The sequence below is a fragment of the Candidatus Agathobaculum pullicola genome (genome assembly GCF_052117205.1).
Lineage (GTDB): Bacteria > Bacillota > Clostridia > Oscillospirales > Butyricicoccaceae > Agathobaculum > Agathobaculum pullicola.
Genome location: NZ_JBQKJP010000007.1, coordinates 40,076 through 56,624, shown reverse-complemented (window position 1 = coordinate 56,624; position 16,549 = coordinate 40,076). Strand labels below are relative to the sequence as shown.

31 protein-coding genes are annotated in these 16,549 nt (G+C 58.0%); all 31 read left to right on the top strand.

All coding sequences use genetic code 11. The features are described from left to right. The first annotated feature begins 3 nt into the window (after positions 1-3). The 31 genes from ACTQ3V_RS04545 to rpsK all read left to right on the top strand — a co-directional run bounded on the left by ACTQ3V_RS04545 (position 4) and on the right by rpsK (position 16,532). Positions 4-606 (top strand): RNA polymerase sigma factor, encoded by a 603-nt coding sequence (locus ACTQ3V_RS04545; RefSeq protein ID WP_441466459.1) that lies wholly within the window; start codon positions 4-6, stop codon positions 604-606. Then, positions 603-1,601 carry an anti-sigma factor family protein gene (locus tag ACTQ3V_RS04540; protein ID WP_441466458.1) on the top strand — a complete coding sequence of 333 codons (999 nt, stop codon included), beginning with the start codon at positions 603-605 and terminating at the stop codon, positions 1,599-1,601. Before ACTQ3V_RS04545 ends, ACTQ3V_RS04540 begins: the two co-directional genes overlap by 4 nt. A gap of 501 nt (positions 1,602-2,102) precedes the next feature. Beyond that, positions 2,103-2,414, top strand: coding sequence for a 30S ribosomal protein S10 (gene rpsJ, locus ACTQ3V_RS04535; RefSeq protein WP_054326972.1), 312 nt, complete (start codon positions 2,103-2,105; stop codon positions 2,412-2,414). A 127-nt stretch (positions 2,415-2,541) separates the two neighbouring features. After that, positions 2,542-3,237: a 50S ribosomal protein L3 gene (gene rplC / locus ACTQ3V_RS04530; RefSeq protein WP_373164609.1), complete on the top strand. Its 696-nt coding sequence runs from the start codon at positions 2,542-2,544 to the stop codon at positions 3,235-3,237. Positions 3,238-3,255: 18 nt separating this feature from the next. Further along, entirely contained in the window at positions 3,256-3,879 is a 624-nt protein-coding gene (rplD, locus tag ACTQ3V_RS04525; RefSeq protein ID WP_441466457.1) for a 50S ribosomal protein L4, read from the top strand. Then, the gene (gene rplW / locus ACTQ3V_RS04520) at positions 3,879-4,172 is read left to right on the top strand and encodes a 50S ribosomal protein L23 (protein ID WP_373164371.1); all 294 of its coding nucleotides are present in this window, start codon (positions 3,879-3,881) and stop codon (positions 4,170-4,172) included. Before rplD ends, rplW begins: the two co-directional genes overlap by 1 nt. Before the next feature lie 248 nt (positions 4,173-4,420). Then, entirely contained in the window at positions 4,421-5,254 is an 834-nt protein-coding gene (gene rplB / locus ACTQ3V_RS04515) for a 50S ribosomal protein L2 (RefSeq protein ID WP_373164372.1), read from the top strand. An 18-nt stretch (positions 5,255-5,272) separates the two neighbouring features. After that, the gene (gene rpsS / locus ACTQ3V_RS04510) at positions 5,273-5,554 is read left to right on the top strand and encodes a 30S ribosomal protein S19 (RefSeq protein ID WP_054326968.1); all 282 of its coding nucleotides are present in this window, start codon (positions 5,273-5,275) and stop codon (positions 5,552-5,554) included. Positions 5,555-5,571: 17 nt separating this feature from the next. After that, positions 5,572-5,907: a 50S ribosomal protein L22 gene (gene rplV / locus ACTQ3V_RS04505; RefSeq protein ID WP_125115721.1), complete on the top strand. Its 336-nt coding sequence runs from the start codon at positions 5,572-5,574 to the stop codon at positions 5,905-5,907. A 13-nt stretch (positions 5,908-5,920) separates the two neighbouring features. After that, on the top strand, positions 5,921-6,706 hold the full coding sequence (gene rpsC / locus ACTQ3V_RS04500) for a 30S ribosomal protein S3 (protein ID WP_441466456.1): 786 nt from the start codon (positions 5,921-5,923) through the stop codon (positions 6,704-6,706). Further along, positions 6,706-7,134: a 50S ribosomal protein L16 gene (gene rplP / locus ACTQ3V_RS04495; RefSeq protein ID WP_441466455.1), complete on the top strand. Its 429-nt coding sequence runs from the start codon at positions 6,706-6,708 to the stop codon at positions 7,132-7,134. Before rpsC ends, rplP begins: the two co-directional genes overlap by 1 nt. Next, complete coding sequence (gene rpmC / locus ACTQ3V_RS04490) at positions 7,134-7,334, top strand: 50S ribosomal protein L29 (protein WP_054326964.1); 201 nt, start codon at positions 7,134-7,136, stop codon at positions 7,332-7,334. The genes rplP and rpmC overlap by 1 nt, the downstream gene beginning before the upstream one ends. Positions 7,335-7,349: 15 nt before the next feature. Further along, on the top strand, positions 7,350-7,607 hold the full coding sequence (rpsQ, locus tag ACTQ3V_RS04485; RefSeq protein ID WP_031475647.1) for a 30S ribosomal protein S17: 258 nt from the start codon (positions 7,350-7,352) through the stop codon (positions 7,605-7,607). A 12-nt stretch (positions 7,608-7,619) separates the two neighbouring features. After that, positions 7,620-7,988, top strand: a complete 369-nt coding sequence (rplN, locus tag ACTQ3V_RS04480; protein ID WP_054326962.1) for a 50S ribosomal protein L14 — start codon at positions 7,620-7,622, stop codon at positions 7,986-7,988. Between the two features lie 16 nt (positions 7,989-8,004). Continuing rightward, on the top strand, positions 8,005-8,322 hold the full coding sequence (gene rplX / locus ACTQ3V_RS04475; protein WP_302666247.1) for a 50S ribosomal protein L24: 318 nt from the start codon (positions 8,005-8,007) through the stop codon (positions 8,320-8,322). 20 nt (positions 8,323-8,342) lie between these two features. Next, on the top strand, positions 8,343-8,888 hold the full coding sequence (gene rplE / locus ACTQ3V_RS04470) for a 50S ribosomal protein L5 (protein WP_373164375.1): 546 nt from the start codon (positions 8,343-8,345) through the stop codon (positions 8,886-8,888). A gap of 15 nt (positions 8,889-8,903) precedes the next feature. Further along, positions 8,904-9,089: a type Z 30S ribosomal protein S14 gene (locus tag ACTQ3V_RS04465; protein WP_125115726.1), complete on the top strand. Its 186-nt coding sequence runs from the start codon at positions 8,904-8,906 to the stop codon at positions 9,087-9,089. 369 nt (positions 9,090-9,458) lie between these two features. Then, entirely contained in the window at positions 9,459-9,857 is a 399-nt protein-coding gene (rpsH, locus tag ACTQ3V_RS04460) for a 30S ribosomal protein S8 (RefSeq protein ID WP_373164377.1), read from the top strand. A 15-nt stretch (positions 9,858-9,872) separates the two neighbouring features. Beyond that, positions 9,873-10,418 (top strand): 50S ribosomal protein L6, encoded by a 546-nt coding sequence (gene rplF / locus ACTQ3V_RS04455; RefSeq protein ID WP_441466454.1) that lies wholly within the window; start codon positions 9,873-9,875, stop codon positions 10,416-10,418. Positions 10,419-10,439: 21 nt separating this feature from the next. Then, positions 10,440-10,799, top strand: coding sequence for a 50S ribosomal protein L18 (gene rplR, locus ACTQ3V_RS04450; RefSeq protein WP_441466453.1), 360 nt, complete (start codon positions 10,440-10,442; stop codon positions 10,797-10,799). Positions 10,800-10,817: 18 nt separating this feature from the next. Beyond that, a complete protein-coding gene (rpsE, locus tag ACTQ3V_RS04445; protein ID WP_054326956.1) occupies positions 10,818-11,321 on the top strand; it encodes a 30S ribosomal protein S5 in 504 nt (167 codons plus the stop codon). A gap of 17 nt (positions 11,322-11,338) precedes the next feature. Continuing rightward, the gene (gene rpmD, locus ACTQ3V_RS04440; RefSeq protein ID WP_031472218.1) at positions 11,339-11,521 is read left to right on the top strand and encodes a 50S ribosomal protein L30; all 183 of its coding nucleotides are present in this window, start codon (positions 11,339-11,341) and stop codon (positions 11,519-11,521) included. 3 nt (positions 11,522-11,524) lie between these two features. Continuing rightward, the gene (gene rplO / locus ACTQ3V_RS04435; RefSeq protein ID WP_441466452.1) at positions 11,525-11,965 is read left to right on the top strand and encodes a 50S ribosomal protein L15; all 441 of its coding nucleotides are present in this window, start codon (positions 11,525-11,527) and stop codon (positions 11,963-11,965) included. Between the two features lies 1 nt (position 11,966). Continuing rightward, a complete protein-coding gene (gene secY / locus ACTQ3V_RS04430) occupies positions 11,967-13,256 on the top strand; it encodes a preprotein translocase subunit SecY (RefSeq protein WP_441466451.1) in 1,290 nt (429 codons plus the stop codon). 20 nt (positions 13,257-13,276) lie between these two features. Continuing rightward, a complete protein-coding gene (locus ACTQ3V_RS04425) occupies positions 13,277-13,906 on the top strand; it encodes an adenylate kinase (RefSeq protein WP_441466450.1) in 630 nt (209 codons plus the stop codon). A 3-nt stretch (positions 13,907-13,909) separates the two neighbouring features. Continuing rightward, on the top strand, positions 13,910-14,674 hold the full coding sequence (gene map, locus ACTQ3V_RS04420) for a type I methionyl aminopeptidase (RefSeq protein WP_441466449.1): 765 nt from the start codon (positions 13,910-13,912) through the stop codon (positions 14,672-14,674). After that, on the top strand, positions 14,674-14,952 hold the full coding sequence (locus ACTQ3V_RS04415; RefSeq protein WP_441466448.1) for a KOW domain-containing RNA-binding protein: 279 nt from the start codon (positions 14,674-14,676) through the stop codon (positions 14,950-14,952). The genes map and ACTQ3V_RS04415 overlap by 1 nt, the downstream gene beginning before the upstream one ends. Before the next feature lie 20 nt (positions 14,953-14,972). After that, a complete protein-coding gene (gene infA, locus ACTQ3V_RS04410; RefSeq protein WP_016148769.1) occupies positions 14,973-15,191 on the top strand; it encodes a translation initiation factor IF-1 in 219 nt (72 codons plus the stop codon). 100 nt (positions 15,192-15,291) lie between these two features. Next, a complete protein-coding gene (rpmJ, locus tag ACTQ3V_RS04405; protein WP_031472205.1) occupies positions 15,292-15,405 on the top strand; it encodes a 50S ribosomal protein L36 in 114 nt (37 codons plus the stop codon). A gap of 337 nt (positions 15,406-15,742) precedes the next feature. After that, positions 15,743-16,111, top strand: a complete 369-nt coding sequence (gene rpsM, locus ACTQ3V_RS04400) for a 30S ribosomal protein S13 (RefSeq protein WP_441466503.1) — start codon at positions 15,743-15,745, stop codon at positions 16,109-16,111. Positions 16,112-16,127: 16 nt separating this feature from the next. Next, complete coding sequence (gene rpsK, locus ACTQ3V_RS04395) at positions 16,128-16,532, top strand: 30S ribosomal protein S11 (protein WP_031472201.1); 405 nt, start codon at positions 16,128-16,130, stop codon at positions 16,530-16,532. Positions 16,533-16,549: the final 17 nt, after the last annotated feature.

The following is a 16,549-nucleotide window of genomic DNA, read 5'->3' as shown; positions in this document are numbered from 1 at the left end:
GCTGTGGACGAAAAGCATATTCTGGCGCGGGCCAAGCGCGGTGAGCTGGATGCCTTTGAAGAGCTGGTGCGCCGGTATGAGAAGCGGGTATACGCGGTTGCGCTGCGCTCGTCCGGCAGTCCGGAGGATGCCGCCGACATTGTGCAGGAGGTATTTCTGCGTGCCTGGCGGTCAATCGAGTCTTTCCGCGGGGACAGCGGCTTTTCCACCTGGCTGTTTCGCATCACGATGAATATGTGTGTGGATTTTGCCCGTCACAAGCATACCCAGCCGCAAACGCAGTCCATTGTGGACGAGGAGGAAAATGAGCGTCCGATGCCGGATCCCGCACCGACACCCGAGGAGCATCTGGAAAACCGCGAGTTGGGGCGCGAACTGGCGGCGGCTTTGGAGGAAATCAGCGAGGAGCATCGCCGCATTATACTGCTGCGCGATGTGTCCGGCATGAGCTATACCGAGATCGCGGAGGTGCTGGAGATCAGCGAAGGCACGGTCAAGTCCCGGCTCTCGCGCGCACGCATTGCGCTGCGCAAGGTTTTGCTGCGCAGAGGGAACCTTTTTCTGTCTGTCGCGTCTAACCTATCGAAAGGAGGCGGGGACGCATGAGCGATGAAGAATATTTTGAGCAGTTGGTGTCCAACAGTCTGGACGGCACATTGACCGATTCCGAGCGGGAAAAGCTGGAAGAGCATCTGGCGGAGTGCCCCTCGTGCGCCGCGCTGAAACAGGATTTGGAGCAGATGCGGGCATGGCTTACCGAAGAGACCGAGCTGCCCGAAGGTCTGCACGAGGGCATCATGCAGCGGCTGGAGCAGGAAACCAAGCTGCGCGTGGTGCAGCCGGAAAAGCCGGCGCGCCGCATGCCGGTGTTCACAATGGTGGCGGCCGCTGCCGTTGTGGTGCTGGTGGTGCTCGGCGGCGGGCTGATGCCTGCGTTCAGTACGGTGGACAGCACCGGCAACACCAATACGTCCGCGGGATCGGACGGGGTCGCAGCCGCCGATGCGGCGGCCGGTCAGTCGGTGGCGGACGCCGCGGAGGACGCAGGACTGACAGCAGGCAGTCAGCAAAACGCAGGCGCACAGGCTGTGCCACCTGAGGGTGGTCAGGCCGTGCAGCCGCGCAACAGCGTGCCGGAGAGCGATGCTTCCGTACCGAACGACAGCGCGGAAAGCGCGCTGGAACGGGCGACAGGCGGGAGTGTACCGGCCGCGCCAGCCGACGGCGAGGCTTGGGATGAACTTCAGCCGAATACAAAGAATGCAGCGGGCGATGGCGCGGAGCAAGTCGAGCCGCGGGAGAATATCGCGCTGGCTGAAGCGCAGCCGGTACTCAAACTGCCCGGTTCGCTGAGCGGTACCAGTGTGGCGCATTGCTATTTTGCCGGCGGTGGAAAAGAGATACCGGATATCAATGGGCAATTGGTTGCCACAATAGATGGGATTTCGTGGTTTTTGCTGGATAACACCATGTCTACTTTGCAGGACACGCTCGCGCGGTTCGAGGATGCCGGCTTTACGGTTTCGGCATACGAGAACGTAGGCTTGACCATCGACAGCAAGGCGACTTCGTGGCTGCTGATTGTTCAAACAGTATCGTAAACACGCAGATAAAGGCGGTTTGGAAGGCATCGCTTCCGAACCGCTTTTCTGCACCGCGGAATTTTCGGAGGGTTTCACAAAAAAATTGCAAAAAATTTGTGTAAACGCTTGACTTTGGGAAATGCTTGTAGTAATCTATAAAGGCACCTGCGAAAGCGGGTGAAACGCGATGATGCCGGAGATTGCTGCCATGCGCAGGTAACTTCGGCGGAGTAGGTCCGACAATCGGGCGGTTGAGATAACTGCTATCAGCCAAAGGCTGCTTGCCTTTTGGCAAAAATGCAATGTTCGCGCGTAAATTCGGGACTCGCGGCGCGTGCGCCGTAAAGCCGATAGTCCGAACCACTTGTGTTTCTTATTGTGACCGGATCGTTACACTATCAGTGTGCCCGGTTATTTTCATGCCCGCGCGTGATACACACGGCGGGGTTGCAGTTTCTCTCCGTAGCGAGTCAAAACATTATTTAATGTATGGCACACATACGAGGAGGAAAAACCACCATGGCAAACGCACAGAAGATTCGCATTCGCCTCAAGGCGTATGACCACGAGCTGATCGACCAGAGCGCGGAGAAGATCATCGAGACCGCAAAGCGCAACGGCGCAAAGGTTTCCGGCCCGATCCCGCTGCCGACCGAGAAGCAGATTGTCACCATCCTGCGCGCGGTACACAAGTACAAGGATTCCCGCGAGCAGTTCGAGCGCCGCACCCACAAGCGCCTGATCGACATTATTAACCCGAATCAGGCCACCATCGAGGCGCTGACCACCCTCGACCTGCCGGCTGGCGTCGAGTTCGAGGTGAAACTCTAATTTCTGTCAACAGGCAGACGGACTAACCCAACCGGCTGCTTGAAGCCCTGCCGCGACACGCGCGGCGAGGTCATGTTGGCGGCCAAATGCCGTCAACCAATAACCTTTAAGGAGGAAAAACACTATGCTGCAGAAAGCAATCATCGGCAAGAAGGTCGGCATGACCCAGATCTTCAATGCTGACGGCAAGGTGATCCCCTGCACCGTTATCGAGGCAGGCCCTTGCGTTGTCACCCAGCTCAAGACCGAGGAAAAGGACGGCTACAATGCGGTTCAGTTCGGTTTTGAGGACATCAAGGAGCGCAAGCTCAACAAGCCGGAGAAGGGCCACCTGAAAAAGGCTGGCGACTCCCTTAAGAAGTACCTCAAGGAGTTCCGCTTTGCGGACTGCTCCACCTTCCAGCTTGGCGATGTGGTCAAGGCCGACATGTTCGTCGCAGGCGACTATGTCGACGTGACCGGCACCTCCAAGGGTAAGGGCTACGCGGGCGTTATCAAGCGCTTCAACGCGGGCCGTTCCCCGATGAGCCACGGCGCCGGCCCGATGCACCGTCATCAGGGCTCCATGGGCGCGTGCTCTGACCCCTCCAAGATCATGAAGGGCAAAATGATGCCGGGCCATATGGGCGCTGAGCAGGTTACGGTTCAGAACCTCGACGTGGTCAAGGTGGATCCGGAGCTCAACCTCATCGCCGTTTGCGGCGCGGTTCCGGGCCCGAAGGGCGGCATCGTGGTGCTGAAGAACACCGTCAAGAATAACAAGGTTGCCAAGGGCGAGGCTGGCGTCAGCAAGAACCCGCAGAAGGCTTCCGCGAGAAAGTAAGGGAAGGAGGAGCAACTCATGCCTACAGTAGCAGTTTTTGATATGACCGGTAAGAAGACCGGCGAGATGGAGCTGAACGAGGCCGTTTTCGGCATCGAGCCCAACATGGCTGTGGTTCACGCCGCAGTAAAGAACTATCTGGCAAATCAGCGTCAGGGCACCCAGTCCACGCTGACCCGCGCTGAGGTCCGTGGCGGCGGCATCAAGCCGTGGCGTCAGAAGGGCACCGGCCGTGCCCGTCAGGGTTCGATTCGTTCTCCGCAGTGGACCCACGGCGGTATTGCCCTCGGCCCGAAGCCCCGTTCTTACAATTACTCCCTGACCAAGAAGACCCGCCGTCTGGCGATGCTGTCCGCGCTGAGCGCGAAGGCGGCTGCCGGCGAAATCATTGTCATCGACGGTCTGGATATGAGCGAAATCAAGACCAAGACCTTCGTCGGCTTCCTCAAGTCTGTGGAAGCTACCGGCAAGAGCCTGGTTGTTACCCCCGAGGTTCGCACGAACGTCGTCAAGTCCGCCGCCAACATCCCGGGCGTGCGCACGACGATCGCGTCTACCCTCAATGTTTACGAAGTCCTCAACGCCGACAAGTTCATCATCGACAAGGCGGCGGTTGAGAAGCTGCAGGAGGTGTACGCATAATGAAGTTCGCTTACGATATTATCAAGAAGCCGGTCATCACCGAGCGTTCCATGATGGGTTCCCAGAACAACAAGTACACCTTTGAAGTTGCCGCTGACGCCGGCAAAATCGAGATCAAGAAGGCTGTGGAAGAGATCTTCGGCGTAAAGGTGCAGAAGGTCAACACCATCAAGCTGCCGGGCAAGTGGAAGCGCATGGGCGTCCACGTTGGCAAGCGCCCCGACATCAAGAAGGCGATTGTTACCCTGACCCCGGACTCCAAGGGCATCGAGCTTTTTGAGAACATGATGTAAGATCTTCTAAGGGGGACCAGTCCCCCTTAGATACCGCAAAAGTTCCTGATGGAAACTTTTGCGGATAACCCCCTCGCGTTTGCACGCAAACGCGGTTCGGGACACGTGTCCCGAAGCAGTGGAGTTTTGAACGGGCTAAGTCCGCTCAAAACAATACTCCTGCGGGGCGATGAAATGACGCGAACCCGGTTCGCGTATGTATGGGGGAGCCACCCCGATAATAACGAATCAAGGAGTTGAAAATCCAAATGGCTATCAAGACTTTCAACCCGACGACGCCCTCGCGCAGAAATATGACTGTGCTTTCCTACAAGGGTCTGTCCAAGGTGAAGCCCGAGAAGAGCCTTCTCGAAAAGGTCAAGAAGACCGCCGGCCGCAACAGCTACGGCCGCATCACCGTTCGTCACATTGGCGGCGGCAACAAGAAAAAGTACCGTATCATCGACTTCAAGCGCCAGAAGCTGGATATGCCGGCAACTGTGCTGACGCTCGAGTACGACCCGAACCGCTCCGCGAACATCGCGCTGGTTCAGTATGAGGATGGCGTCAAGGCTTATATCCTCGCGCCGGAAGGCCTCAAGATCGGCGACAAGGTCGTATCCTCCAAGGATGCCGACATCAAGCCGGGCAACTGCCTGCCGGTTGAGAACATCCCGGTTGGTACCATGATTCACAACATTGAGCTGTACCCCGGCAAGGGCGCGCAGCTGGTTCGTTCCGCAGGCGTCGGTGCACAGCTGATGGCAAAGGAGAACGGCAAGGCGATGGTTCGTCTGCCCTCCGGCGAGTTGCGTTACGTCCGTCTGGAGTGCAAGGCAACCATCGGTGTTGTCGGCAACTCCGACCACTCCAACGTCCAGATCGGTAAGGCCGGCCGTACCCGTCATATGGGTATCCGCCCGACCGTCCGCGGTTCTGTTATGAACCCGTGCGATCACCCGCACGGCGGCGGCGAAGGCAAGAGCCCGATCGGTCGTCCCAGCCCGGTTACCCCGTGGGGCAAGCCGGCGATGGGTTACAAGACCCGTAAGAAGAATCACCGCACGGATAAGCAGATCGTGCGTCGTCGCAACGGCAAGTAAGAAAGGAGTTAAACGATTATGGGCAGAAGTGTCAAGAAGGGCCCTTTTGTGGCTCCTGAGCTTATCAAAAGAGTCGTTGAAATGAACGAAAAGGGCGAGAAGAAGGTTCTCAAGACCTGGTCCCGCGCTTCCACGATCTTCCCGGAGTTCGTCGGTCACACCTTCGCGGTGCACGACGGCCGCAAGCATGTTCCGGTGTATGTCACCGAGGACATGGTTGGTCACAAGCTGGGCGAGTTTGCTCCCACCCGTACCTACAAGGGTCACGCGGGCAGCAAGACCTCCAATAACGGCAAGTAAGGAGGAGTTAAGGAAACATGGAAGCAAGAGCAATCGTACGCAACGTGCGCATGACCCCGCGTAAGATCAAGCTGATCTGCGATCTGATCCGCGGCAAGGATGCGGGCGAAGCGATGGCTATTATCATGAATACCCCCAAGGCGGCCTGCGAGCCGATGGAAAAGCTCCTCAAGAGCGCAGTCGCCAATGCCGAGAACAACCACGGCATGAACACCGATAAGCTGTATGTCAAGGAAGTACACGTCGGTCCCGGCCCGATCATGAAGCGCGTTATGCCGCGTGCACAGGGCCGTGCATTCAGAATCCTCAAGAGAACCTCGCACATCACGCTGGTTCTTGGCGAGAGAGAATAAGGGAGGGTAATCAATGGGCCAGAAAGTAAATCCGAACGGTCTCCGTGTCGGCGTTATCAAGAATTGGGATTCCCGTTGGTTCGCAAAGGACAATGTGTTCGGCGACCTCCTCGTGGAAGACTACAACATCCGTAAGGAACTGAAAAAGCGTCTGTACGACGCAGGCGTTCCGGCAATCGAAATCGAGCGCAAGAACGACGAAATCAAGATCATGATCCAGTGCGCGCGTCCCGGCATGGTTGTCGGCCGCGGCGGCGAGGACATCAAGAAGCTCGAGGAAGAGCTGACCCGCAAGTATGGCAAGAAGGTTCGCTGCTCTATCATCGAGATCAAGAACCCGGACACCAATGCAACGCTGGTTGCGGAGAACATTGCCGCACAGCTTGAGAAGCGCATCGGCTTCCGTCGTGCCATGAAGCAGTCCATGGGCCGTGCAATGCGCATGGGCGCCAAGGGCATCAAGGTTTCCTGCAGCGGCCGTCTGGGCGGCGCGGAAATCGCCCGTACCGAGCACTATCATGAGGGCACCATCCCGCTGCAGACCCTGCGCGCGGATATCGACTATGGCTTTGCCGAGGCCGCGACCACCTATGGCCGCATCGGCGTTAAGGTTTGGATCTACAAGGGTGAGGTTCTCCACGGCGGTCCGCGTCTGGGCCGTTCCATCGAGGCTCCCAAGCCCGCTTTCGAGCGCCGCGAGCGTCGCGGTGGCCGTGATGACCGCCGTGGCGGCCGTCGCGACTTCAACCGTGGCAATGGCGAGCGTCGCGCACCCCGTCAGGAAGGAGGCAACCGCTAATGCTGCTCCCCAAGAGAGTTAAGTACCGTCGCGTGCATCGTGGCCGCCTCAAGGGCAAGGCCATGCGCGGCAACTTCGTATCCAACGGCGATTTCGGCCTGCAGGCTACCGAGCCCTGCTGGATCACCTCGAACCAGATTGAGGCCGCTCGTATCGCCATGACCCGTTACACCAAGCGTGGCGGTCAGGTTTGGATCAAGATTTTCCCCGATAAGCCGATTACCGAGAAGCCGGCCGAGACCCGAATGGGTTCCGGTAAGGGCTCGCCCGAGTACTGGGTAGCGGTCGTAAAGCCCGGCCGCGTACTGTTTGAAATCGCCGGCGTATCCGAAGAGGTCGCCCGCGAGGCTCTGCGTCTGGCCAGCCACAAGCTGCCGTGCAAGACCAAGTTCGTTGCCCGTGAGACCAAGAATGGCGGTGAAGCATGATGAAGGCATCTGAGATCAGAGAACTGACGGCCGAGGAACTGGCTGCAAAGCTGGGCGACCTGAAGAAGGACCTCTTCAACCTCCGTCTTCAGCTCGCTACCAACCAGCTCGACAACACCAACAAGATCACTGAGGTCAAGCGCGACATTGCGCGTGTCAACACCGTAATCCGTGAGAAGCAGCTCGCGGAGAAGGCGTAAAGGGAGGGAAACGAATTGAGCGAAAGAGCATTACGCAAAACGCGAGTAGGCAAGGTCGTTTCCGACAAGATGGACAAGACCATTGTCGTCGCAATTGAGGATCGCGTAGCGCATCCTCTGTATAAGAAGGTTATTCCGCACACCTACAAGCTGAAGGCGCACGACGAGAACAACGAGTGCCGCATCGGCGACAAGGTGAAGGTGATGGAGACCCGTCCGCTGTCCAAGGATAAGCGCTGGAGACTGGTTGAAGTCATCGAGAAGGCAAAGTAAGGAGGAGAGCACATGGTTCAGCAGGAAACTTTTCTGCGTGCGGCTGACAACAGCGGCGCGAAGGAACTGAAGGTAATCCGTGTTCTCGGCGGCTCCGCACGCAAGTACGGCAACATCGGTGACGTAGTCGTCTGCTCGGTGCGCAAGTGCACCCCGGGCGGCGGTGTGAAGAAGGGCGACGTCGTTAAGGCGGTCATCGTCCGCACCGTCAAGGGCCTGCGCCGCGCGGATGGCAGCTATATCCGCTTTGACGAGAACGCCGGCGTCATCATCCGTGACGATAAAAACCCCCGCGGCACCCGTATCTTTGGGCCTGTCGCTCGCGAGCTGCGCGATAAGGACTATATGAAGATCCTGTCGCTTGCTCCGGAAGTACTGTAAGGAGGTCGCCAAGAATATGAATACTCTGCATGTTAAGACGGGCGACACCGCAGTCGTTCTTTCCGGCAAGGAAAAGGGCAAGCGCGGCAAGGTTCTGTCCGTAAACCCGAAGAAGGGTATGGTTGTTATCGAAGGTGTGAACATGATTAAGTGCCACACCAAGCCCCGCCGTCAGGGTGAAACCGGCGGCATCATCGAGCGCGAGGGCGCGCTGCGTGCGTGCAAGGTTATGCGTGTCTGCCCGAAGTGCAACAAGCCGACCCGCCCCGCACACAAGTTCGCTGAGAACGGTGCAAAGCTGACGGTGTGCAAGCACTGCGGCGAGACGCTTTAAGAAGAGGAGGCAAGCAATAAATGGTTCCGAATATGAAAGCCAAGTATACTGCGGATGTTGCGCCTGCTCTGATGAAGAAGTTCCAGTACAAGAGCACGATGCAGATCCCGACCATCGATAAGATCGTCGTTAACGTCGGCTGCGGCAAGGAAGCCAACGGCAACTCCAAGGTGATCGAGTCCGTTGTCCGCGACATCGCAGCCATCACCGGCCAGAAGCCGGTTGTCACCCACGCCCGCAAGTCGGTTGCGAACTTCAAGCTCCGCGAGGGCATGCCGGTTGGCGTTAAGGTTACCCTGCGCCGCGACCGCATGTGGGAGTTCCTCGATCGTCTGTTCAACGTAGCGCTTCCCCGTGTCCGCGACTTCCGCGGCATCAACGGCGACGCGTTCGACGGCCGCGGCAACTACGCCCTCGGCCTGAAGGAGCAGCTGATTTTCCCGGAAATCTCCTACGATCAGATCGACAAGATCCGTGGTATGGACATCGTTATCTGCACCACCGCACAAACCGACGAAGAAGCCAAAGAGCTGCTCACGCTGATGGGCGCTCCGTTTGCAAAGTAAGGGAGGAGAAACAACATGGCTAAGAAGGCAATGATCCTCAAGCAGCAGGCGAAGCCGAAGTTCTCTACCCGCGCTTACAACCGCTGCAAGATCTGCGGCCGTCCGCACGCTTATCTGCGTGATTTCGGTATCTGCCGTATCTGCTTCCGCGAGCTGGCTTACAAGGGCCAGATCCCGGGCGTTCGCAAGGCTTCCTGGTAAGGCTTGCGTCGACTGAAAACGACAAAAAGCGGGCGCTCTGGCGCCCGCTTTTCGCAAATGCTGCCGAAGTGTGTCGGCAAATACCGTTTTATTGCGTTTTGACGGGAACGAAAGCCGAATATTTTTGAAAAATAGTCATTTTGTTGCTTGCCAATGCGCGAAAAAGCGTGCTATAATTAATCGATAGCCCGCCCTTGCGGGCTTATCGGCTGTAACAATAAAACAGCCAACCCCCAGCCGCTGTCCGTGGAAGGGCCACAGGCAGTGTAAAGAAAAGTGGGAGGCAAACAGGTCAATCAAGAGGGGACCCAACCCAGCCCCGCTCCGATTGCTGCACTACCCCCAAACTTCTTGAAAAGGAGAGCATTTATGCAGATCACTGATCCTATCGCGGATATGCTGACCCGTATCCGCAACGCCGGCAATGCTCGTCATGCCAGCGTGGACGTACCCGCGTCCAAAATGAAGAAGGCAATTGCCCAGATCCTGCTCGATGAGGGCTATATCAAGTCCTTTGAGACCGTCGAGGGCAACACCCAGGGCATCATCCGCATCACGCTCAAGTATGTGGACGGCCGCCAGAAGGCCATCACCGGCCTCAAGCGCGTTTCCAAGCCCGGCCTGCGTGTGTATGCCGGTGCGCAGGAGCTTCCGAAGGTGCTCCGCGGCCTTGGTATTGCCATCATTTCCACCTCGAGAGGCATCATGACCGACAAGAAGGCCCGCGAGCTGAACGTCGGCGGCGAAGTCCTCGCATTCGTATGGTAAGGGGAGGTATAAAATATGTCTCGAATTGGTAGAATGCCGATTGCCATCCCGTCCGGTGTGGAGGTCAAGGTTGACGGCCATGTCGTAACGGTCAAGGGCGCAAAGGCAACCCTTACCCGCGAAATCCACCCGAACATTACGGTAGCGGTGGAGGGAAATGAAATCCTTGTCACCCGTCCGAACGACGCCAAGGAAAACCGTGCCCTGCACGGCCTGACCCGTTCGCTCGTCAACAACATGGTTGTCGGCGTGACCGACGGCTTCAAGAAGGAGCTGAGCGTACAGGGTGTTGGTTACCGTGTACAGAAGCAGGGCAAGGATCTGGTTATGAACCTCGGTTACTCGCATCAGGTTACCATGAGCGAAATCGACGGCATCACGATCGACGTTCCGAATCCGAACACGATCATCATCTCCGGTCCTGACAAGCAGAAGGTCGGCCAGTTTGCAGCGGAAGTCCGCGAGAAGCGTCCGCCGGAACCCTACAAGGGCAAGGGAATTCGCTACGCTGACGAGTATGTCCGCCGCAAGGAAGGCAAGACCGGCGCGAAGAAGAAGTAAGGAAAGGAGAGGCGAATTTAAATGGTTTCGAAGAAGGATTCCAACAAGGCGCGTCTGCAGCGCCACAAGCGCGTACGCGCAAAGATCAGCGGCACCACCGAGCGTCCGCGTCTGGACGTTTACCGTTCCGCAAAGAATATCTACGCACAGGTCATCGACGATGTGGCCGGCGTTACCCTCGTATCCGCCTCGACTGCCGAGAAGGACTTCACCGAGTACGGCGGCAACAAGGACGCAGCCAAGAAGGTTGGCATGCTGGTTGCCGAGCGCTGCAAGGCCAAGGGCATTGAAAACGTCGTGTTTGACCGCGGCGGTTATCTGTACCACGGCCGCGTGAAGGAACTCGCGGAAGGCGCCCGTGAGGGCGGCCTGCAGTTTTAAGTCGGGAGGAGGTAAAACATGGCTCAGTTTAACAGAAACGATAAGCGCGAGGACGAGTTCTCCGAGAATGTAGTCGCGCTCAACCGCGTTGCCAAGACCGTTAAGGGCGGCCGTATCTTCAAGTTTGCGGCGCTGGTCGTTGTTGGCGACGGCAAGGGCACGGTCGGCTTCGGCCTCGGCAAGGCTTCCGAGGTTCCGGATGCGATCCGTAAGGGCATCGAGGACGCCAAGAAGAACCTCGTTAAGATTTCGCTGAAGGGCACCACCATCCCGCATGAGGTGATCGGTGAGTTCGGCGCGGGCCGCGTTCTGCTCAAGCCCGCCGCTCCCGGTACCGGCGTTATCGCCGGCGGCGCGGTTCGTGCAGTCGTTGAGGCTGCCGGCATCAAGGACATCCGTACCAAGTGCCTGCGCTCCAACAACCCGCAGAACGTTGTAACCGCAACGATGGAAGGCCTCAAGAGCCTGCGCGACGCTGCTCAGGTAGCGGCTGTTCGCGGCAAAGCCGTAGAAGAACTGTAAGAAAGGGGTAACTCACAATGGCTAACATGAAGATTACCCTGAAAAAGAGCCTGGTCGGCCGCTTGGATAAGCACATCGCGACCGCTCATTCTTTGGGGCTTAAGAAGATTAACGATGTAACCGTTCAGCCGGACAACGCGCAGACGCGCGGCAAGGTAAAGCAGATCGGTTACCTGCTCGAAGTTGTAGAGGAGGCGTAACCCATGAAGCTTCACGAATTATCGCCTGCCGCGGGTTCTGCAAAGCCCGCTTACCGCAAGGGCCGCGGCGCTGGTTCCGGTAACGGCAAGACCGCAGGCCGCGGTCACAAGGGTCAGTGGGCCCGTTCGGGCGGCGGCGTCCGCCCCGGCTTTGAAGGCGGCCAGATGCCTCTGGCTCGTCGTCTGCCCAAGCGCGGCTTCAACAATATTTTCGGCACCACCTACGCACCGGTCAATGTTTCCGCTCTGGAGAAGTTTGAGGACGGCACCGAGGTCACCGCAGAGTCCCTGCGCGAGGCCGGTATCGTCAAGAATGCTCTCGACGGCATCAAGATCCTTGGCAACGGCACGCTGACAAAGAAGCTGACGGTGAAAGCCGCAGCGTTCTCTGCGTCCGCAAAGGAGAAGATCGAAGCCGCAGGCGGAAAGGCCGAGGTGATTTAAGGTGTTTCAAACCCTTAAAAACGCTTGGCATATGCCCGAGCTGCGCAAGAAGATCCTGTACACGCTGTTTATTCTGCTGATCTTCCGCTTTGGCTCGTGCATTCCCGTTCCGTTTATCAACACCACGCTGCTGGCGCAGTATTTTGAGCAGGCTGCTGTCGGCGGTTCGATGCTCGGCTATTTGGATATGTTTACCGGCGGCGGTCTGTCACAGGCGACGATTTTCGCCATGTCGATCACCCCGTATATCAACGCATCCATCATTCTGCAGCTGCTGACCGTTGCCATCCCCGCCCTCGAGCGCATGGTTAAGGACGGCGGCGAGGAAGGCCGCAAGAAGATTGCATCATGGACCCGCTATCTGGCGGTTATCCTGGGCCTTCTGCAGGGCTTCTCTTACTACGCGCTGCTGCGCAGCCAGGGCTTCCTGTCCAACACGGGCGCACTGGCCGGCGCTGCAATCATCCTGACCTTCACCGCGGGCACCGCGCTGATCATGTGGCTGGGCGAGCATATCACCCAGAACGGCATCGGCAACGGTATTTCGATTATCCTGTTTGCCGGTATCGTTTCGCGTGGTCCGTCTCTGGTTCGCACGCTGTGGAACCTCGTGCAGACGGGCGGTCAGGGCATCCTGTCGGCTGTGCTGATGATTGTCATCGGTCTGGCCATCGTGGTGTTCATTGTGTTCATGTCCAATGCGGAGCGCCGCATTCCGGTACAGTACGCAAAGCGTGTGGTTGGCCGTAAGATGTACGGCGGCCAGTCCACCCACCTGCCGATCAAGGTCAATGCGTCCGGCGTTATGCCGATTATTTTCGCATCGTCCATCCTCTCCCTGCCGCAGACCATTTCGATGTTCTGGCAGCCGCAGTCGGGTACGGTCGGCTATCATATCATGAACCTGTTCTCACAGTCTAACCCATTCTATATCGTGGTTTATGCACTGTTGATCCTTGCGTTTGCGTATTTCTACGCATCCATTCAGTTCAACCCGATCGAGATCGCCAACAATCTCAAGAAGAACGGCGGCTTTATTCCGGGCTTCCGTCCGGGCAAGCCGACTTCGGACTTCATCACCAAGGCGCTGGGCAAGGTCACCTTTGTCGGTGCGCTCTTCTTGGGAGTCGTTGCGATTCTGCCGCTGATTGTCGGTGCCATTTCTCCCACGCTGTCCAATGTGGCGCTGGGCGGCACCTCGGTCATCATCGTGGTCGGCGTTGCGCTTGATACGGTCAAGCAGATGGAGGCGCAGATGCTCATGCGTCATCACAAGGGCTTCTTGGAATAATGCTGGAGGCGTATTAGAAAGTGAAATTGATTTTACTGGGCGCTCCGGGCGCCGGCAAGGGAACGCTTGCATCCTATCTGATTGAGAAGATGGGCATTCCCAGCATCTCCACTGGCAATATCCTGCGTGAGGCAATCAAGAACAATACCCCCCTCGGCCAGAAGGCCAAGGGCTTCATGGATGCCGGCCAGCTTGTGCCGGATGAGCTGGTAATCAACCTGCTCGAGGAGCGCATCGCGCAGCGTGACTGCAAGAGCGGCTTCATCCTCGACGGTTTTCCGCGCACCATTCCGCAGGCGGAAGCGCTGGACAAGATTGCCGAAATTGATTGCGCACTCTCCCTCGAGGTACCCTACGAGGTGATTGCAAAGCGTATGACCGGTCGCCGCGTGTGCCTGCGCTGCGGCGCAACCTACCACATCGATGCCAACCCGCCGCGTGTGGAAGGCGTATGTGATATCTGCGGCGATAAGCTGGTTATCCGCAGCGACGACCAGCCGGACGTAGTCAAGCGCCGTCAGGAAACCTATCGCGAGCAGACCGAGCCGCTCAAGGGCTATTATGAGGCCCAGGGCAAGCTCAAGAGCATCGACGGCGCGCAGGGCATTCGGGAAACCGAAAAGCTCGCGGTTGCCGCGCTGGGTCTGTAAGATATGATACGCATTAAAACAGAGCAGGAGCTCGAACGGATGCGCGTTGCCTGCCGCCTGACCGCCATTGCGCGTAAGGCGGCGGCGGACGCCGTCCACCCCGGTGTCACTACGGGCGAGATTGACCGGATTGTCCGTAAAACAATCGAGCAGGCGGGCGGTAAGCCCTCCTTCCTCGGTTATGCCGGCTTTCCCGGCAGCGCCTGTGTATCGATCAACGACGAGGTCATTCACGGTATCCCTTCCGACACCCGCGTGGTCAACGAGGGCGATATTGTGAAGGTGGACGTTGGCGCCTATATCGGCGGCTTCCATGGCGATTGTGCCTGCACCGTACCTTGCGGTGCGGTCAGCGACGAAGCCAAGCGCTTGATCGAGGTGACCCGGCAGAGCTTCTATGAGGGTATCAAATTTGCCCGCGAGGGCTATCGCGTTTCGGATATCTCCGCGGCCGTACAGGCCTATGTGGAGAAAAACGGATTTTCGGTCGTGCGTGCGTACGTCGGTCACGGCGTGGGCGAGAATCTGCACGAATCCCCCGAAGTGCCGAATTTCGGCCGCCCCGGCCACGGCCTCCGTTTACAGCGCGGTATGACCATCGCAGTGGAACCCATGGTCAACGTGGGTGTGTATGACATTAAGGTCCTGCCGGACGGCTGGACCGTCAAAACCAAGGACGGCAAATTGTCCGCCCACTACGAAAACACCATTGCCATCACAGATGGAGAGCCGGAGATTATGACCAATATCGACGGCGAGGTGCTGTAATGGCAGAGACTCATACAGCCGACATTGTCCTGTCGCTGACCGGAAGGGATAAGGGGCTTTTGATGCTGGTTGTCGCGGAAGAGGGGGAGTTTCTTCTGCTGGCCAACGGGCGCGGCCGTCGGGCGGAAAACCCGAAGCGCAAGCGCCGCCGGCATGTCAGCCGTCAGGGCCGGTGCGATGAACGCACCCAGCACAAGCTGCTGGAAAACGGCCGCCTGACCAACAGCGATATCCGTAAAGCGCTCGCCCTCTGGACGGGGGCGGAGGACGCAAATTGACCGAGGAGGGTATCCCGTAAATGGCAAAAGATGATGTAATCGAACTGGAAGGTACCGTCATAGAGGCGCTGCCTAACGCGATGTTTCAGGTGGAGCTGCCCAACGGGCATAAGATCCTTGCCCATATCTCCGGCAAGCTCCGCATGAATTTTATCCGTATTCTTCCCGGCGACAAGGTCACCGTTCAGATGTCGCCCTACGACCTGACCCGCGGTCGTATCACTTGGCGTTCCAAGTAAGAAAAAAGCGGGCGGAGGCGCGTATGTGACCCGAGCGCCAGCGGTCGCCGGTTATGCCGGTGTCCCATCCCACCAAAAATTTTGATGGAGGTAAAATGTCATGAAGGTAAGACCGTCTGTAAAGCCGATCTGCGAGAAGTGCAAGATCATCCGCCGCAAGGGCAAGGTTATGGTTATCTGCCAGAACCCGAAGCACAAGCAGAAGCAGGGATGATTTCGATCGAAACCACGCTTTCGATCGAGTTTACCGACTGCGAATCGCGCCCTATGGGCACAATTCTCCGTCGGTTTGTGTAAAAACCCACGCGCATGTCGCGGGTTTTTACGGCAACTGCGCGGCGGTTGCCTGATGAAATGCGCCTGACGGCGCAACAGTACGAAAACCGGGTTTTCCCGTTTTCGGATAAATTGCCGCGCATAAGGCGCGGGATGATGGTTTACGTGAACACGACAAGCACGCACGGCGAGTGCGGCGCTGCAGGGGCGGAGGCGGTCCCTATACTGTGTTTGCCAACACGCCTCAGTGTAACAAATCGGAGGTTATAGAAAATATGGCACGTATTGCCGGTGTTGACCTTCCCCGCGAGAAGCGCGTGGAGATCGGCCTGACCTACGTCTTCGGCATTGGCCGCAAGACATCCAACGAAATCCTTGCCAAGACCGGTATCAATCCGGATACCCACGTCAAGGATCTGACTGAAGAAGAAGCCGCTAAGCTGCGTGAAGTAATCGACCGCGACTACAACGTCGAAGGCGACCTGCGCCGCGAAATCGGCCTGAATATCAAGCGCCTGGTTGAAATCGGCTGCTACCGCGGCCTGCGTCACCGTCGCGGCCTGCCGGTTCGCGGCCAGCGCACCAAGACCAACGCGCGTACCCGCAAGGGCCCGAAGAAGACCATTGCGAACAAGAAGAAGTAAGGAGGGGAACGTATAAATGGCTAAGGTACAGAAGAAGGGCGCGGCGACCCGTACGCGCCGCCGCGAGCGCAAGAACATTGAAAAGGGCGCGGCTCACATCCGTTCCTCTTTCAACAACACTATCGTTACCATCACCGACCTGAACGGCAACGCGATTTCCTGGGCTTCCTCCGGCGAAATGGGCTTCCGCGGCTCGCGTAAGTCCACTCCGTTCGCGGCGCAGACCGCAGCTGAGACCGCTGCCGCCGCTGCGATGGAGCACGGCCTCAAGACTGTTGAAGTTTACGTCAAGGGCCCCGGTTCCGGCCGTGAGGCTGCGATCCGTGCGCTGCAGGCTGCCGGCCTCGAGGTTACCATGATTAAGGACGTAACCCCGATCCCGCACAATGGCTGCCGCCCGCCCAAGAGAAGAAGAGTCTAATAGAGGAGGAAACCGAT

What these genes read in the sequence shown, in the direction of transcription:
- rplF (WP_441466454.1), top strand. Translation starts at nt 9,873, where the DNA reads ATGTCTCGAATTGGTAGAATGCCGATTGCCATCCCGTCCGGTGTGGAG.
- ACTQ3V_RS04465 (WP_125115726.1), top strand. Translation starts at nt 8,904, where the DNA reads ATGGCTAAGAAGGCAATGATCCTCAAGCAGCAGGCGAAGCCGAAGTTC.
- ACTQ3V_RS04415 (WP_441466448.1), top strand. Translation starts at nt 14,674, where the DNA reads ATGGCAGAGACTCATACAGCCGACATTGTCCTGTCGCTGACCGGAAGG.
- rpsH (WP_373164377.1), top strand. Translation starts at nt 9,459, where the DNA reads ATGCAGATCACTGATCCTATCGCGGATATGCTGACCCGTATCCGCAAC.
- rplD (WP_441466457.1), top strand. Translation starts at nt 3,256, where the DNA reads ATGCCTACAGTAGCAGTTTTTGATATGACCGGTAAGAAGACCGGCGAG.
- rplB (WP_373164372.1), top strand. Translation starts at nt 4,421, where the DNA reads ATGGCTATCAAGACTTTCAACCCGACGACGCCCTCGCGCAGAAATATG.
- rplV (WP_125115721.1), top strand. Translation starts at nt 5,572, where the DNA reads ATGGAAGCAAGAGCAATCGTACGCAACGTGCGCATGACCCCGCGTAAG.
- ACTQ3V_RS04540 (WP_441466458.1), top strand. Translation starts at nt 603, where the DNA reads ATGAGCGATGAAGAATATTTTGAGCAGTTGGTGTCCAACAGTCTGGAC.
- rplN (WP_054326962.1), top strand. Translation starts at nt 7,620, where the DNA reads ATGGTTCAGCAGGAAACTTTTCTGCGTGCGGCTGACAACAGCGGCGCG.
- rplP (WP_441466455.1), top strand. Translation starts at nt 6,706, where the DNA reads ATGCTGCTCCCCAAGAGAGTTAAGTACCGTCGCGTGCATCGTGGCCGC.
- rpmJ (WP_031472205.1), top strand. Translation starts at nt 15,292, where the DNA reads ATGAAGGTAAGACCGTCTGTAAAGCCGATCTGCGAGAAGTGCAAGATC.
- rpsE (WP_054326956.1), top strand. Translation starts at nt 10,818, where the DNA reads ATGGCTCAGTTTAACAGAAACGATAAGCGCGAGGACGAGTTCTCCGAG.
- rplW (WP_373164371.1), top strand. Translation starts at nt 3,879, where the DNA reads ATGAAGTTCGCTTACGATATTATCAAGAAGCCGGTCATCACCGAGCGT.
- rpsS (WP_054326968.1), top strand. Translation starts at nt 5,273, where the DNA reads ATGGGCAGAAGTGTCAAGAAGGGCCCTTTTGTGGCTCCTGAGCTTATC.
- rplR (WP_441466453.1), top strand. Translation starts at nt 10,440, where the DNA reads ATGGTTTCGAAGAAGGATTCCAACAAGGCGCGTCTGCAGCGCCACAAG.
- rpsK (WP_031472201.1), top strand. Translation starts at nt 16,128, where the DNA reads ATGGCTAAGGTACAGAAGAAGGGCGCGGCGACCCGTACGCGCCGCCGC.
- rplX (WP_302666247.1), top strand. Translation starts at nt 8,005, where the DNA reads ATGAATACTCTGCATGTTAAGACGGGCGACACCGCAGTCGTTCTTTCC.
- rplO (WP_441466452.1), top strand. Translation starts at nt 11,525, where the DNA reads ATGAAGCTTCACGAATTATCGCCTGCCGCGGGTTCTGCAAAGCCCGCT.
- map (WP_441466449.1), top strand. Translation starts at nt 13,910, where the DNA reads ATGATACGCATTAAAACAGAGCAGGAGCTCGAACGGATGCGCGTTGCC.
- rpsM (WP_441466503.1), top strand. Translation starts at nt 15,743, where the DNA reads ATGGCACGTATTGCCGGTGTTGACCTTCCCCGCGAGAAGCGCGTGGAG.
- rpmC (WP_054326964.1), top strand. Translation starts at nt 7,134, where the DNA reads ATGAAGGCATCTGAGATCAGAGAACTGACGGCCGAGGAACTGGCTGCA.
- rpmD (WP_031472218.1), top strand. Translation starts at nt 11,339, where the DNA reads ATGGCTAACATGAAGATTACCCTGAAAAAGAGCCTGGTCGGCCGCTTG.
- infA (WP_016148769.1), top strand. Translation starts at nt 14,973, where the DNA reads ATGGCAAAAGATGATGTAATCGAACTGGAAGGTACCGTCATAGAGGCG.
- rplE (WP_373164375.1), top strand. Translation starts at nt 8,343, where the DNA reads ATGGTTCCGAATATGAAAGCCAAGTATACTGCGGATGTTGCGCCTGCT.
- rpsJ (WP_054326972.1), top strand. Translation starts at nt 2,103, where the DNA reads ATGGCAAACGCACAGAAGATTCGCATTCGCCTCAAGGCGTATGACCAC.
- rpsC (WP_441466456.1), top strand. Translation starts at nt 5,921, where the DNA reads ATGGGCCAGAAAGTAAATCCGAACGGTCTCCGTGTCGGCGTTATCAAG.